Annotated in this window: 14 protein-coding genes and 1 tRNA gene; 14 read left to right on the forward strand and 1 reads right to left on the reverse strand. The window is 61.4% G+C overall.

The genetic code is table 11. The features are described 5' to 3' along the window. Nucleotides 1–7: 7 nt before the first annotated feature. The 14 genes from BANT918_RS16170 (at nt 8) to BANT918_RS16235 (ending at nt 13621) form a co-directional block, all read left to right on the forward strand. On the forward strand, nt 8–1678 hold the full coding sequence (locus tag BANT918_RS16170; RefSeq protein ID WP_233430549.1) for a metallophosphoesterase family protein: 1671 nt from the start codon (nt 8–10) through the stop codon (nt 1676–1678). Nucleotides 1679–1804: 126 nt separating this feature from the next. Further along, nucleotides 1805–1877 (forward strand) — tRNA-Trp (locus BANT918_RS16175). Between the two features lie 98 nt (nt 1878–1975). Further along, on the forward strand, nt 1976–2251 hold the full coding sequence (gene secE, locus BANT918_RS16180) for a preprotein translocase subunit SecE (RefSeq protein ID WP_009883598.1): 276 nt from the start codon (nt 1976–1978) through the stop codon (nt 2249–2251). Between the two features lie 95 nt (nt 2252–2346). Then, entirely contained in the window at nt 2347–3297 is a 951-nt protein-coding gene (nusG, locus tag BANT918_RS16185; protein WP_101621137.1) for a transcription termination/antitermination protein NusG, read from the forward strand. Between the two features lie 205 nt (nt 3298–3502). After that, nucleotides 3503–3940, forward strand: coding sequence for a 50S ribosomal protein L11 (gene rplK / locus BANT918_RS16190; protein WP_101621138.1), 438 nt, complete (start codon nt 3503–3505; stop codon nt 3938–3940). Between the two features lie 64 nt (nt 3941–4004). After that, complete coding sequence (gene rplA / locus BANT918_RS16195) at nt 4005–4703, forward strand: 50S ribosomal protein L1 (protein ID WP_101621139.1); 699 nt, start codon at nt 4005–4007, stop codon at nt 4701–4703. 179 nt (nt 4704–4882) lie between these two features. Beyond that, a complete protein-coding gene (locus BANT918_RS16200) occupies nt 4883–6154 on the forward strand; it encodes a helix-turn-helix domain-containing protein (RefSeq protein WP_233430550.1) in 1272 nt (423 codons plus the stop codon). Nucleotides 6155–6300: 146 nt separating this feature from the next. Next, complete coding sequence (locus tag BANT918_RS16205; RefSeq protein ID WP_101621141.1) at nt 6301–7824, forward strand: aldehyde dehydrogenase family protein; 1524 nt, start codon at nt 6301–6303, stop codon at nt 7822–7824. Between the two features lie 88 nt (nt 7825–7912). After that, nucleotides 7913–8932, forward strand: coding sequence for an alcohol dehydrogenase AdhP (gene adhP, locus BANT918_RS16210; protein ID WP_101621148.1), 1020 nt, complete (start codon nt 7913–7915; stop codon nt 8930–8932). A 355-nt stretch (nt 8933–9287) separates the two neighbouring features. Continuing rightward, the gene (rplJ, locus tag BANT918_RS16215; protein WP_101621142.1) at nt 9288–9821 is read left to right on the forward strand and encodes a 50S ribosomal protein L10; all 534 of its coding nucleotides are present in this window, start codon (nt 9288–9290) and stop codon (nt 9819–9821) included. 57 nt (nt 9822–9878) lie between these two features. Then, nucleotides 9879–10259 (forward strand): 50S ribosomal protein L7/L12, encoded by a 381-nt coding sequence (gene rplL, locus BANT918_RS16220; protein WP_101621143.1) that lies wholly within the window; start codon nt 9879–9881, stop codon nt 10257–10259. A 169-nt stretch (nt 10260–10428) separates the two neighbouring features. Then, nucleotides 10429–11664: a hypothetical protein gene (locus BANT918_RS16225; RefSeq protein WP_233430551.1), complete on the forward strand. Its 1236-nt coding sequence runs from the start codon at nt 10429–10431 to the stop codon at nt 11662–11664. Beyond that, nucleotides 11661–12464: a hypothetical protein gene (locus BANT918_RS16230; protein WP_101621144.1), complete on the forward strand. Its 804-nt coding sequence runs from the start codon at nt 11661–11663 to the stop codon at nt 12462–12464. Before BANT918_RS16225 ends, BANT918_RS16230 begins: the two co-directional genes overlap by 4 nt. A gap of 2 nt (nt 12465–12466) precedes the next feature. Further along, the gene (locus BANT918_RS16235) at nt 12467–13621 is read left to right on the forward strand and encodes a hypothetical protein (protein WP_233430553.1); all 1155 of its coding nucleotides are present in this window, start codon (nt 12467–12469) and stop codon (nt 13619–13621) included. Here the strand turns inward: BANT918_RS16235 and BANT918_RS16240 are convergent. Further along, a complete protein-coding gene (locus BANT918_RS16240; RefSeq protein WP_101621146.1) occupies nt 13593–14405 on the reverse strand; it encodes an MBL fold metallo-hydrolase in 813 nt (270 codons plus the stop codon). The genes BANT918_RS16235 and BANT918_RS16240 overlap by 29 nt on opposite strands. Nucleotides 14406–14717: the final 312 nt, after the last annotated feature.

A 14717-nucleotide genomic window follows, 5' to 3' on the forward strand; every position in this document is an offset into this window, starting at 1 on the left:
TCCTAGAATGGAGTCTGTGTCGGCCCGGTGGAGAACCTCAGCCCTGCTCATCCTCATTGCTGTGGTCGCTGCCGTGACCCTGCCGTGGGCGCTCTTCTCTGCTCGTGCAGATCTCAGCTTCGGACCGCATGAGGCCCGTTATCAGATCACGGCCGACTCTCGGTTGACCGTTGACTTCGGTCCTCTGGGCAAACTGCTCGTTCCTGCGGGCGAATATCTGCCGCTGGGGCTCGGACTCACAGTCGACATCGGGCAGATTCCGGTTTCCGGAGACAAGGAGGATGCCTCACACGCAGGTGCCTCCGAACGGCGATCCGACAGAGATCTCGCCGACGGATCGGACCAGGACTTCGGGGGAGGGGCAGTCGATGCCCTCGGCGCCGACATCGCCTCATATGCCTCCCTGTTCTCCGCCCCACAGGCGCAGGTCGACGAGATCGTCGACGGCCTGACCACAGAGATCCTCGCCCGGTGGGCCCTGGCCGTGTGCCTCATCAGCGGTGTGGTCGTGTCGATGGCGTTCATCCTCGGGCCCGTTCGACTCGCCGGAATCGGGAGGGCCCTCTTCGGCAAGGAGCTCATCGGCATCGGCCTGGCCACGGTCCTCATCCTGGCGAGTGTGGGCACAGCGGTCCTCACTCGCCCTGAGCCTCTCGTTGCCGATCCTGCCTTCGACGGGACCCCACTGGCGGGCGCGCAGGTCACGGGCCGCCTCGGCGGAGTCATCGATGCCGGATTCACGGCGGTCAAGGACTTCTCAGACGACAACGACGCCTTCTACGACCAGGTGCTGGCGACCCTGCGCAATCAGTGGAACACGCGGCCCCTGACCGGAAACTGGTCGGATCAGGGGATGATTCCTCCTCCTGCCGGTGAGAATCAAGCGCCGAAGGCTGACGTGTCGACGTTCGTGTTCGGCTCTGATCTGCACTGCAACATCGGTATGGCCCGGGTGGTCGGTGCGGTCGCTCGGATGAGCGGTGCCGATGCCTACATCGACGGGGGAGACGTGACGATGACGGGCACCTCCGCGGAGAACTACTGCCTCGACGTGCTCGACGACGAGCTGCCTGACCAGCTGCCGCGGACGATCGTCAAAGGCAACCACGACTCCACCGAGACTACGAATCACGCGAAGAGCCAGGGCTGGAAGGTCCTCGAGAACTCAAGTGCTCAGATGAACGGAGTTACGTTCTTCGGCGGCCCGGACCCCAGACGGACCGTGTTCGGATCCGGGCCGCAGCTCGAGACCGATCTCACTGCCGATCAGTACGCACAGAAGCTCAGTGACGAGGCGTGCGCGAACGACTTCGACATCATGCTCATCCACGATCCACGGATCGGGGCGCCATCGCTGCGCTCCGGATGTGCCAAGTACAGCCTCAGCGGACACTGGCATAGGCGAGTGGGTCCGGAGACCCTGGGCAGCGGAGTTCGCTATGTGAGTTCGACAACAGGAGGTGCGCTGGCGAATGCGCTGACTCCGGGGCCGTTGAAGATGGACGCGGAACTGAGCATCCTGCGCGTAGACAATCGGACCAAACGACCCATCGACGTCCAGATCGTCACGGTCAGCCCCGACAAAACGGTCACGATCGATCCCTGGAGGACTTTCCCGGCGCCGGTCCCGCTCATCGCTCAACCGCCGCAGTCGGAGCCGACGAGCGAGAACGGATGAGGGGTGAGGAAGTCTGATGTCGTCAGGTGCCGGCAGCCGGTTCGACTAACGGCGGTCACAGACGGTATGCTCGTTTCTCGTGGTTGGACACGTCTCGAAGAATATGAATCGAGGGTGTCGAGTCGAAGGGGTGTGGCGCAATTGGTAGCGCAACGGTCTCCAAAACCGTAGGTTGCAGGTTCGAGTCCTGTCACCCCTGCACAGTTGATATCTGCTTGAGTCATATCGGCGAAACGCCGTCCTCGACGGGCTTGAACAATTGTGCTGTCCCAATGGAAACCGACCGAGTGAGGACGTGTGAGCGACACACCGGCAAAGAAGACTGGAGATACGCCCAAGGGCGCCAGTCGTAAGCAGCTCGGGTTCTTCGGACGAATCTTGCAGTTCTTCCGTGAGGTCATCGCGGAGCTGAAGAAGGTCGTCACCCCGACACGTAAGCAACTGGTCAATTACACTCTGGTTGTGCTGGGCTTCATCCTTTTCATGATGCTTCTCGTGGTGGTTCTCGACCTCGTGTTCGGCAAACTCGTCGGATTCGTCTTCGGCGGAACACCGCTGTGGCCATTGTGGTGAATCACCATCCAGCAGTGATCACTTGGACTTCAAACACGTTGCAGACCCTTCACTCCCATATGGGAATCACTACACGCGAAGCGAGGAATTGATCGGTGTCGGATACCAGTTCACCTGAGCAGGAAACCCCTGAGACACAGAGCGCCACTCCAGAGGAGTCGAGCGTTGCGCCAGTGGTGGAAGACGTGGAGAACGAAACCTCCGCTGTGAGCGCCGACGACGCACCGGCCGAAGATGCTCCCGCTGGCGAGGCATCCACCGCCGACGCAGTCTCTGACGAGACCGTCGCCGCCGACGCTGCCTCTGACGACGAGAGTGCCGCAGCTGACTCCGATGAGGTCGCTTCAGACGACGGCGCGGCAGTCGATTCCGATGAAGCGACGGCCGATTCCGATGAAACGGTTGAGGAACCGGCCGAGGACGAGGTCGACCCGGCAGAAGAGTTCAAGTCGGAACTGCGCATGCAGGAGGGTGACTGGTACGTCATCCATTCCTACGCAGGCTACGAGAACCGCGTCAAGCAGAACCTTGAGAACCGTTCCATCAGCCTCAATCTCGAGGAGTTCATCTTCGAGTCCCAGGTGCCGATGGAAGACGTCGTTGAGATCAAGAACGGCCAGCGCAAGCAGGTTCGTCGCGTGCGCATTCCGGGCTACGTGCTCGTGCGCATGGAACTCACCGATGAGTCCTGGGGCGCGGTCCGCCACACCCCAGGCGTGACCGGATTCGTGGGCAATGCATACGACCCGACTCCTCTGTCCATCGACGAGGTCTTCACGATGCTCGCTCCGATCTTCGAAGAGCGCCAGGCCGAAGCGGCCGCCGCCGAAGGTGTGCAGGCTGAGCAGGCAGCGAAATCTGCACCTATCACCGAGGTGGAATACGAGGTCGGCGAGTCCGTGCTCGTCAAGGAGGGCTCCTTCGAAGGCCACCCCGCAACGATCCAGGAGATCCGTCCGGAATCTCAGAAGCTCACCGTGCTGCTGTCGATCTTCGAGCGTGACGTTCCTGTCGAGCTCAGCTTCGACCAGGTCTCCAAACTCTGAGTAAATTCTCAACGAACGTAAGGGCCCGGTGAATTCCGGGCCCTTACGCCATTCACGCCCAGTGACGCCTGTCACCGACATTTGCTCCAGGGTCTGCAGGCATGGAATACTGGTGTGGTTTGATCTCGGCTCTCATCGGAAGCCGTTGTCGAACGATGTGCCGTATTTCTCTGGCGCATCGAAACTTCAAGATTAAGGACCGTATATGCCTCCCAAGAAAAAGGTAGCCGGCCTCGTCAAGCTCCAGATTCAGGCAGGTGCCGCTAACCCGGCGCCTCCGATTGGTCCGGCGCTTGCCCAGCACGGCGTCAACATCATGGAATTCTGCAAGGCCTACAACGCCGCAACAGAATCCCAGCGCGGGAACATCATTCCCGTTGAGATCACCGTGTTCGAAGACCGTTCGTTCACCTTCGTTCTCAAGACCCCACCGGCTGCAGAACTCATCAAGAAGGCTGCAGGCGTGAAGTCAGGTTCGGCTACTCCTCACACCGACAAGGTTGCTCACCTGAGCGCCGATCAGGTTCGCGACATCGCGAATGTGAAGATGCCCGACCTCAACGCCAATGACCTGGATCAGGCTGACCGCATCATCGCTGGCACTGCTCGCTCCATGGGCGTGACCACCGACATCGAGGTCTGAGACCAGACATTTCACTGTGGTAGGGCTCGCGCAGCCCGCACCACGACTGCAAGGAGAGAAGCAGATGGCAAAGCGTTCAAAGGCCTATGAGGCCGCGGCAGAGAAGATTGCCGCAGATGTGACATACGATCCGGCTCAGGCAATCGCCCTGGCCAAAGAGACCACGGTGGCAAAGTACGATGCCACCGTCGAGGTCGCCCTCCGCCTGGGTGTTGACCCACGTAAGGCGGACCAGATGGTGCGCGGCACCGTCAACCTTCCGCATGGTACCGGTAAGACCGCCCGGGTCCTGGTGTTCGCTGCCGGCGACCGTGCAGAAGCTGCCCGTGAAGCAGGTGCTGACTTTGTCGGTTCCGATGACCTGCTGGAGAAGGTGGCCGATGGCTTCACCGACTTCGACTCGGCTGTTGCCACCCCTGACATGATGGGCAAGGTCGGACGTCTGGGTAAGGTGCTGGGTCCTCGTGGCCTGATGCCGAACCCCAAGACCGGCACCGTGACCATGGATGTTGCTAAGGCCGTGACCGAGATCAAGGGCGGAAAGATCGAATTCCGCGTCGACAAGCACTCGAACCTGCACTTCATCATCGGGAAGGTCTCCTTCTCAGACGAAGCACTGCAGGAGAACTTCGATGCAGCCATCGAAGAGATCCTTCGTCTGAAGCCGAGCTCCTCGAAGGGCCGCTACATCTCGAAGGCAACCGTGACGACATCGAACGGTCCTGCCGTTCCGATCGACGGTTCATCGATGCGTGTGATCTGATCCCTTTGCGGGATTGAGCGCAGACAGCAGTTCTGGGCGGGAAGTGAGGCAATCACTTCCTGCCCTTTCTGTTGCCTGATAACCCGCATCCGGTCTTGCCCGGTTGGGGTATCGCGGATAGATTGTGAGCACCGAAGACTACTGTGTGACAACTGCCGATGGGGGTGGAGAACTCCGCCATGCATTCGACTCCGCTGCTTCGCGACGACTATCAGCGCATTGTTCGTCGCGCCCATGACAATTTGGCGTCACTGACTGCACCGGACACCACAGGCCCCGGTGTCCGCCCCGCTGTCCTCGAATCCTGGAACCGATCACTTGGCCGGCTTCGCGATCCGGCCGGAGTGCGTGTGCGCATGGCCTATGAGGCCGATCAGCTCGCTGAGGTGAGACGCCGGCATCCGTTCCACTCCATCATGGGTCTGCTGCGGTCACATCTGATCGAACCTGCCAAGGAGGCAGGGCTGCTGGTGGCGCTCGGCGATGAGCAGGGGCGTCTCCTGTGGGTCGAGGGCGAGCGCGCTGTTCGCAACCGCGCCGAGTCCATGGGCTTCGTCCCGGGCACTGACTGGTCGGAGGACGTGATGGGCACCTCTGCACCCGGTCTCGCGCTGCGCTCGGGCAGTGCCGTGCAGATCAGTCAGGCCGAACACTTCTCCGCCGAAGTGCACTCGTGGAGCTGCAGTGCAGTGCCTGTGACCCATCCGCTGACCGGCCAGGTTCTGGGCATCATCGATGTCACCGGCGGCGATGACGCAGTGTCGTCCATTGTCCTGCCGTTGCTGAATTCGACGGCGCAGGCTGCCGGTGCCGGGCTGTCCAAGCTCTACTCCCCGGACTCCGGTGGGCTGTTTCCTGTCGGCACTGGTCAAGGTGCTTACCTCGAAGTCACGGGAGTGCGTCCCCAGCTCTCCGGCTCGGACGGCACCCGGATCACGCTGTCGAGACGCCACGCTGAGATCATGCTGCTCCTGGCCCGCAACCCCGACGGGATCAGCGGTGCAGGGCTCGCCGACAGGCTGTGGGCGTTCGGCGGAAGTGAAGTCACGGTCCGTGCGGAGATCGCGCGTCTGCGCAGAACCATCAACCACCTCGGCGATCTGCGCCTCGAAGCCCGGCCCTACCGTCTGCGGGGAGACATCGACAGTGACGTCGAACGCACGTATCGGGGTCTGGCCCAAGGTGACGTGGAGACTGCGTTCAACTTCTATCAGGGGCATGTGCTCCCCGATTCCGATGCCCCCGGAGTTCGGGAGATCGGTGCGCAGCTGCAGGCGCTGATTCGGGAAAGCCTCCTGCAGGACGGGACCTGGCAGCAGCTGTGGCGGTATGCGGGGCTGGCCGAGGCTCGCGATGATTCGGAAGTGCTGATGGCGGTGCTGCGGCTGGCCCCGCCCGAAGCGCCGGAACGCAACGCAGCCGTGGTACGACTTGAGGCCCTCGGAGGCTGATTCAGATCCTCGGATACTGACTCCGTGGGGCTTGAGCAATCAGCTCGACTTGTGTGATGCAACCCACATGCAACGTTGGCCTGCGTACCGTGTAATGCAATCGGAGACACACATCCGATCGCCGCATACGCATCAAAGGAGTTGCAATGACTGTTTACGCTCAGCCTGGTCGAGACGGATCGCTCGTCACCTTCAAGCCACGGTACGAGAACTTCATCGGCGGAGGGTGGGTCGCTCCCGCCAATGGAAACTATTTCGAGAACCCGACACCCATCACGGGCAAGACGTTCTGCGAGGTGCCCGCCAGTACTGCTGAGGACATCGAACTCGCACTCGACGCCGCACACAAAGCGGCTCCCGCCTGGGGCAAGACCTCTGTCGCCGAGCGAGCGGTGATCTTGAACAAGATCGCTGATCGGATCGAGGAGAACCTCGAGATGATAGCGGTGGCCGAGACCTGGGACAACGGCAAGGCGGTCCGTGAATGCCTCAACGCCGACATTCCCCTGGCCATCGATCACTTCCGCTATTTCGCCGGGGCGATCCGGGCGCAGGAGGGCGGCCTGTCGCAGATCGATGACGACACGGTGGCCTATCATTTCCACGAGCCGCTCGGCGTGGTCGGCCAGATCATTCCCTGGAACTTCCCGATCCTCATGGGCGTGTGGAAGATCGCGCCGGCTCTGGCAGCAGGCAATGCCATCGTCCTCAAGCCTGCCGAACAGACTCCGGCCTCGATCCTCGTCCTCGTCGAACTCATTGCAGACCTACTGCCCGATGGTGTCCTCAACGTCGTCAACGGCTTCGGGCTCGAAGCGGGCAAGCCCCTGGCGTCGAACAAGCGAATTAGGAAGATCGCGTTCACCGGTGAGACGACCACAGGCCGTCTCATCATGCAGTACGCTTCCCAGAACATCATTCCGGTCACCCTCGAGCTCGGCGGCAAGTCCCCGAACATCTTCTTCGACGACGTCAACACCAAGGATGACGCCTACTGGGACAAGGCTCAAGAGGGCTTCACCATGTTCGCGCTCAATCAGGGAGAAGTCTGCACCTGTCCGTCCCGTGCACTGGTCCAGGAATCGATCGCCGATCCCTTCCTCGACGCGGTAGCAGAACGGACGAAGAAGATCGTGCAGGGCAACCCTCTCGACACCGACACCATGATGGGTGCGCAGGCCTCGAACGACCAATTCGAGAAGATCATGTCCTACCTCGACATCGGAAAGCAGGAAGGCGCTGAGGTGCTCACCGGCGGAGCCCGGGCCGACCTCGGCGGGGACCTGTCCGGAGGCTATTACGTGCAGCCGACTATCTTCAAGGGCAACAATAGGATGCGGATCTTCCAGGAGGAGATCTTCGGCCCCGTCGTGTCGGTGGCCACCTTCAGCGACTACGACGACGCCATCTCCACGGCGAACGACACACTCTACGGACTGGGCGCCGGAGTCTGGTCGCGCAACGGCAACATCGCCTACCGCGCGGGCCGTGACATCCAGGCTGGACGCGTGTGGGTCAACAACTACCACGCCTACCCGGCGCATGCGGCCTTTGGCGGCTACAAGGCCTCCGGCATCGGGCGTGAGAACCACCTGATGATGCTCGACCACTACCAGCAGACGAAGAACCTGCTGGTCAGCTACTCGGAGAACGCTCAGGGCTTCTTCTGAGGCGCAGCTTCTTCCGAGCACACGCGGACGTTGTCAAGACGGCAGCGACGCAGACAGCACAGCCAACATCGTTACAAGGGAGTCAATGATGTCAGACATGAAAGCGGCAGTCGTCGAAGAGTTCGGCAAGGACCTCGTGGTCGGAGACAACGCAATACCCGAGCCGGGTCCGGGCCAGGCACTGGTCAAGGTCATCGCCTCAGGGGTGTGCCACACTGATCTGCACGCAGCCCACGGAGACTGGCCGGTCAAGCCCAAGATTCCCCTCATCCCCGGACATGAGGGAGTGGGAACCGTGGAGAAGGTCGGCCCTGGCGTCACCGATGTCACGGTCGGACAGATGATCGGAAACGCCTGGCTGTGGAGCGCCTGTGGAATATGCGAGCACTGCCGCCAGGGGTGGGAGACTCTGTGTGAGCAGCAGGTCAACGGCGGGTACGGCGTCGACGGATCGTTCGGTGAGTACATGCTCGTCGATACGAAGTTCGCCGCTATCATCCCGGAAGGCTCGGACCCCTACGAGATCGCCCCGGTGCTCTGCGCCGGAGTCACCGTGTACAAAGGGCTCAAGCGCACCGAGGTGAAGCCCGGGCAATGGGTTGTCATCTCCGGCATCGGCGGGCTCGGCCACATCGCTGTTCAGTATGCGGTGGCAATGGGGATGCGCGTCATCGCCGTCGACGTCGCCGACGACAAACTGGCCCTGGCGACGAAGCACGGCGCGGAGATCACGGTCAACGCCTTCGCAGCGGAACCGGCCGAGATCATCCAGGAGAAGGTCGGCGGCGCGCACGGCGTGCTTGTCACGGCGGTGCACCCGAAGGCATTCGGGCAGGCGATCTCAATGACCCGTCGAGGCGGCACCATCGTCTTCAACGGACTGCCGCCGGGAGACTTCCCCGCACCGATCTTCGACATCGTCCTCAAGGGACTCACGATCCGCGGTTCGATCGTCGGCACCCGCCAGGACATGGTTGAGGCGCTGGAGTTCTACGCCGCAGGGAAGATCCACCCGACGTTCAGTAAGCGACCGCTCGGCGACATCAACGCGATCTTGGATGAGATGATTCACGGCAAGATCGACGGCCGAGTCGTAATCGAATACTGAACCTCACCTGCTACCTGACGGCGGCCCTGATACCTCGCGCCAGGTATCTGGGCCGCCGTCAGGTAGTTTGGGTAGGAGTGTGGCCAGCATCTCCGTCATCGATTGGACTTGGCTCGAGCACCTTCGATAGACTTCAACTACCCAAGACCGTCGGTCTTTTCGGTATCAGCAGAATTCGCAATCGGATCCTGTTGCCCGGAGACGAAGACTCCAATGGAGTGACCTGCGCAGGTGAGCACGAGATTCTTCCGATGAGTTCCTATGATCTCATCATTCGAAGCGTTTCACGCATGCCTGCGTGGAGCGCTTTTTTTGGCGTTGGGACGCGACCGGCGACTGTACGAAAGGAACTACCATGGCGAGGCCAGACAAGGCAGCCGCAGTAGAGGAGCTCAAACAGCAGTTTGAGAACTCCGATGCTGTGTTGCTGACCGAGTACCGCGGTCTCACCGTTGCGCAGATGCAGAATCTGCGCGTTTCACTCGGTGAGAACGTCAGCTACGCCGTGGTAAAGAATACGCTCACTGCTATTGCAGCCAAAGAAGCCGGAATCAACGATCTCGATGAGTTCCTCAGCGGACCCACCGCGATCGCATTCGTCAACGGTGAACCACCAGAGGCTGCAAAGGCATTGCGTAACTTTGCCAAGGCGAATTCTCAGCTCGTATTGAAGGGCGGCTACTGGGATGGTGCCGTCCTCAGCGCTGAGAATGTCAACAAACTCGCCGACCTTGAACCACGCGAAGTGCTGCTTGCAAAGGCAGCTGGTGCAATGAAGGCAAGCCTCCACCAGGCGGCTTACCTGTTCACCGCTCCGATGGTCAAGGCCGTGCGCACTGTCGACGCTCTCCGCGAGAAGCAGGACAACGCTCCTGCTTCAGACGCCTGAGCATCACCCTATAAATCCGGTCGCTCACAGTGACCACCAAAGGAAGGACTGGCCACCATGGCTAAGCTCACCCCCGAAGAGCTCATCGAAGGTTTCAAAGAGCTCACCCTGATCGAACTCTCGGACTTCGTCAAGAAGTTCGAAGAGGTCTTCGAAGTTGAAGCTGCTGCACCTGCTGCCGCAGTTGCCGCTGCTCCTGCTGCCGCTGAAGAAGCTGCTGAAGAGCAGACCGAATTCGACGTCATCCTCGAATCGGCCGGCGAGAAGAAGGTTCCTGTCATCAAGGAAGTTCGTGGGCTCACCTCCCTCGGACTGAAGGAAGCCAAGGACCTCGTCGACGGCGCACCTAAGGCCGTTCTCGAAGCCGTGTCCAAGGACGCAGCCGAGAAGGCCAAGGAAACACTCGAGGGCGCGGGCGCAACCGTCACCCTCAAGTGATTTCGCTGGCAGCGGTCTGACTGCTGCCGCATCGAAGAACCCCACAGCTGATGCTGTGGGGTTCTTCACGTTTGCAGGCAACGGCTCAGGCGCAGAAACGCCAGAGATGTTCCAAGACTGCAACCGACGAGATTTAGGGCATGAAGCGCTCGCATACTAATCTTGTCAGGTGACCAAGACAACCGATTCTCAGACGGCGCTGCTGGAGCATCTCCGCAGTCGTATCCGCGAGGGTTGGGACCACGATCCGCTCTTCATCGACCCGTCTGTCGAACCGGGACTGACACCGAGACAGAAGTCGTCTCTCACCCACGCCTCGGCGCAGGCGTCCACGTCGGACATTCCTCATTTCATTGCCATCGTGCCCGGCCTCTCGAACTCCGAGGCGACCCAGGACGGCTGGGGTCGTTTCACCGCTGACTTCGCATATTCGATGTTCGAGAGCGCCAAGGCCGAACAGATCATCGTCATCTTCTCAGAAGCCGAATACTCGGCCTCAACCTTCGCCTACATCGTCGATGACAGCGGCCCGAGGGTTCCTCGAGGCTCAGATCAGCTGCAGCGCTCGAAGACCAATCGCTTCTTGCCCGTCGAACTTGCGGTGCCCTATCACCTGAACCTGCTCATCGCGACGGTGAAGGGAACCGAACCACCACCTCTGCCGGACTTCGACCCGAGGGCGGACGAGGATGACTACATTCAAGCAAACGGACTCGACTACGGTGATCCGGACGGCTTCGTCTTCAAGGCAACGGCTGCTGCGGCGATCGGACTCACTGCGTGGGTGCTCCTGCGACGCAACAGGTACGCCTGGCGGAATAATCTCACCCGAGGTCCGGAACTGGTGAGGAACCGCAGACTTCCTCAGGCGCTCGAGGCTGCACTCCGTGAACTGCCCGACCCTGCAGCCCCGGACGAGGAGATGTGGGCACTGCACGACCGTGGCCGACGCGTTCAGACAGCGATCACAGAGATCGTGGCAACACATCCCGACTGGGCCACCGATATCGATTTCTCGCATCGCCACGCGATCCTGGCTCTGACCGAGACTGATCGTTGGCTGCGGAAACACCTGCAGCGGACCCCCTCGGCGAAGGGAACGAAGACTCGGGACGAGGAGCCGCGCTTCTGCTTCTTCTTTCCGACACACACGGGGGCGATCTCCGGCTTCGCGTGGAGGCAGGGAACAGCTGTGCTGACGATCAACGTCTGTGTCGACTGCCGTGCAGACCTTAACGCCGGGCACGAACCCGAGTGCCTGATGGTGCCGAAGGCCCCTGGGGCGAAGAGGGTGAAAGCCGTTCCCTACTATCAACGTGATGACGCATACGCAGTATCGGGTTTCGGCAGCTTTGCGGATCTCGAAGACGCGATCGTGACGAAGATGGGCAGCGGTCGAGAATGAACACGTGGGTCAGAACGATCATCGCCGTCATCATCTTCGGCGCAGTTGCTGCAGGGTCGACCTCGGTCAGCATCTGGCGATTCAACGAGGCGAAGCAGGAGCGGATAGCAGTCGAAGAGAGTGACGAGATCACCGTCGACTCGGTCTACGACGACCGCATCCGGAGTGGGCTCGACCCGAACTACGACCCCGCGACCTATCAGGATTTGGCGAAGGATCTGGAATCAGATCCGATCCATGTCGACGACTATCTGGCATTCGACGTTGATGACGAGGGACTTGAAGCCATCCGCGGCGAGCTCGAGGGGCTTGACGTCCCGATCTACGTGGCGTTCATCAACCACACCCAGCTCGATGACACAGATGCGAACTTGGACCTCAAGGCCGCCCGTATCGCGCATGAGCTCGACAGTGATGGGGCCACCGTCCTCGTCGTCAGCCCCTTCGGTCAGAGCATCGGGTCCAAGGAGGTCGAACGCGACATTCGGCAGCGTCCGGAACCGGGCCCCGACGATACGCTGACCACCACGGGCCTGGCCTGGGTCCAGGCGCTGAAGAACGCCCAGCCGCAGAAGCTGGAGGCGGCAGAGCCGCTGGTGGCCGAGGACAACTCCGATGACTCTCATGAACTCTCATATTCCCCGGTCTCAGCCATCTCCGGCGCCATCTTCGGACTCGTCGTCGGCGGGGTGATCGCGCTGATCGGAGTCGCAGGCTGGGGCTACTGGCGTCGGGAGCGTGAGGGACTCACCTCCGGTGCCAACATACGGTCCGTCAATCATCGGAACCGAAGGAAGTGAACGTGGACGCAACGCAGATCGCTGATTCTCTCAAGGCAGATCACTTCTACATCGACGAGTCCGCCGTGGGCACCCTCGATTCTCGCCTCGTCGACAAGGCCAAGTCGACCACACAAGGGTTGGACTTCGACGTCTATGTCATCGCCGTCGACGACAAGGTCCTCGACCTCGACCTGCTCCGGGAAGTGGCTGCCGACCACGGAGGCGAGGGCTCCTTCGTCCTGATCAGCGACACAACACAGCTCTACACCGAGGTGCAGATCGAGGATGATCATGATCTCGCGATGCAGGTGATGGAACAAAATGCCAACGCCCACGCCCAATGGAGCGTCCAGACGCCGTCGCTGTCGAAGCTGAATACGCTGCTCAAGTTCTACGCCCATCCGGAGGCGGTCAAGGAACCGGGCGAACCTGTCGCGGGGCAGGAGGTGCCCGGCAGTGACTTCGGCCAGGAGAGCAACTCAAGCAGCTTCGCACCGATGTTCCTCGGCGGAGCCGTCCTCGTGCTCGCGCTTGTCATCGCCGGAGTCTTCCTTGTCCGCACACTGAAGTCGAGAGCGGCCGAGAGCCGCAGGCACCACGAATTCCGACTGCCCCGCAAACTCCTGGACCGGGTCGACTCCCTGCAGCGGACATCGCTGCGCGACGACATCAACGCCGACACCTCCCGGATCGCCGGCGAAATCGATCGTCTGCAGACATCGAACCTCGACGCGGACAAGGCCGCCAAGGTGGAGAGAGCACTCGACGGCTACCAAATCGCTCGCAGCATCGTCGATGATAGGGACACCGAACGCATCGATCTCGCCGGTGCGATGGTTCTGCTGCGGCAGGCAGGACGTGAACTCGCCGAGGTGGAGTCGGGTAAAAAGGGGAAGCCGGGCACGCGCAACCGCAGCAAGCTCCCGCAGAGTCTGTGCACGATCAACCCCCTCCACGGAGAGGCACAGTCCACGACCCGTCTCGATGCTGACAGCTCAGGGGTGCGTGTGCCCGTCTGCGGCAGCTGTCAGAACGACCTGCAGGTCGGCAATCAGCTGCAGTGGATCTTCGACGGTGATACGCCCTACGCCGAAGGCGAGAGCATCTGGGCTCAGACCCTCTTCGGAGCCATTGGAGGCGACCTCGTCACCGCGCTGCATCGGCAGGGCCGATGAGTTGCTCTCGGGGGAAGCTGCGGTCATGGTCACCGGGCATTGTACGAGCGGGCAGAGCCACCTCGGCGTCGGCCTGATTCATCCGCAGACCATCGATATCGGCAAGCTGACGCTCCACGAATGCCCGGTCCACAGGCACACCGTGGCCGGGCACGAAGACTGTGGCCTCCGGGAATGACAGCAGGGTCTGCAGGCTGGTCACCCACTCGCTCAGTGAAGCATCGTTGCCTGCCTGCGGGGGATCGCCCTCTTCCACCAGGTCCCCGGTGAACACGATGCCCTGATCGACCAGGCGCACGACGAGATCCGCTGTGGAGTGTCCGCCCAGCACATGGAATTCGACCCGGCAGTTCCCCAGATCGAGCATGGTCCCCGACTCAGGCCCATCGATGGGGGAGACCTTGACGATGAGGGCGTTGGGGTCCATAGGAAGCTCGGATGCGAACTCGGCGGTCTCGGGTGCATTTCGGACGGCGTCGAGTGCGATCCAGGCCGTCGCCTCCTGGTCCCGGGCGAATGATTCGGAGACGTGGAAGGTCTCGATGCCTGCCGCGGACAGGGTGGCACTGCCGAAGAAGTGGTCCCAATGGTCGTGGGTGATGGCGGCATCAATGGGATTGTCTCGGCCTGTCACCTCGAGGCTCAGCTGCTGGGCCCTGCATGCCAAGTGGTCCGCCGCGTTGGGCCCGGGGCCCGAGTCGACGATGAGGCTGCGGTGGGATCCGGTGATGATTCCGCAGTTGACCGCGGCCGGATTCTGACTGAGAACGCTGACATTGACCATGGCTGCAGTCTAGAACGTCGGCTCATTTGGACTGCTCACATCTCATCCCGATCTCGCCGTGACGATGAGATCGAGGGCATCCTCGCCGAGGTGCCGCCGCCTTTACCGGGGTCGCACACTTTTACGACCGCGCTGAGGTGGCAGGGATGGCAATGTGGGCATGTGTCGGTCTGTGGAAAAAGCGTCCGGAGTGCCTCATGTCAATACCCCCGGCTAATGAGGGTCGTGCCTCACACAAATTATCCCCGGGAACAACTCTCACCCCACCCGACTCGGCCTGACCCGAATACCCGAGGAATCGGGCAATGCCTG

This window comes from Brevibacterium antiquum CNRZ 918, from assembly GCF_900169145.1.
GTDB lineage: Bacteria > Actinomycetota > Actinomycetes > Actinomycetales > Brevibacteriaceae > Brevibacterium > Brevibacterium koreense.

Excerpts from the sequence above, each read along its gene's own strand:
- BANT918_RS16170 (WP_233430549.1), top strand. The coding sequence starts at position 8 with ATGGAGTCTGTGTCGGCCCGGTGGAGAACCTCAGCCCTGCTCATCCTC.
- rplK (WP_101621138.1), top strand. The coding sequence starts at position 3,503 with ATGCCTCCCAAGAAAAAGGTAGCCGGCCTCGTCAAGCTCCAGATTCAG.
- rplA (WP_101621139.1), top strand. The coding sequence starts at position 4,005 with ATGGCAAAGCGTTCAAAGGCCTATGAGGCCGCGGCAGAGAAGATTGCC.
- BANT918_RS16200 (WP_233430550.1), top strand. The coding sequence starts at position 4,883 with ATGCATTCGACTCCGCTGCTTCGCGACGACTATCAGCGCATTGTTCGT.
- BANT918_RS16205 (WP_101621141.1), top strand. The coding sequence starts at position 6,301 with ATGACTGTTTACGCTCAGCCTGGTCGAGACGGATCGCTCGTCACCTTC.
- adhP (WP_101621148.1), top strand. The coding sequence starts at position 7,913 with ATGTCAGACATGAAAGCGGCAGTCGTCGAAGAGTTCGGCAAGGACCTC.
- rplJ (WP_101621142.1), top strand. The coding sequence starts at position 9,288 with ATGGCGAGGCCAGACAAGGCAGCCGCAGTAGAGGAGCTCAAACAGCAG.
- rplL (WP_101621143.1), top strand. The coding sequence starts at position 9,879 with ATGGCTAAGCTCACCCCCGAAGAGCTCATCGAAGGTTTCAAAGAGCTC.
- BANT918_RS16230 (WP_101621144.1), top strand. The coding sequence starts at position 11,661 with ATGAACACGTGGGTCAGAACGATCATCGCCGTCATCATCTTCGGCGCA.
- BANT918_RS16240 (WP_101621146.1), bottom strand. The coding sequence starts at position 14,405 with ATGGTCAATGTCAGCGTTCTCAGTCAGAATCCGGCCGCGGTCAACTGC.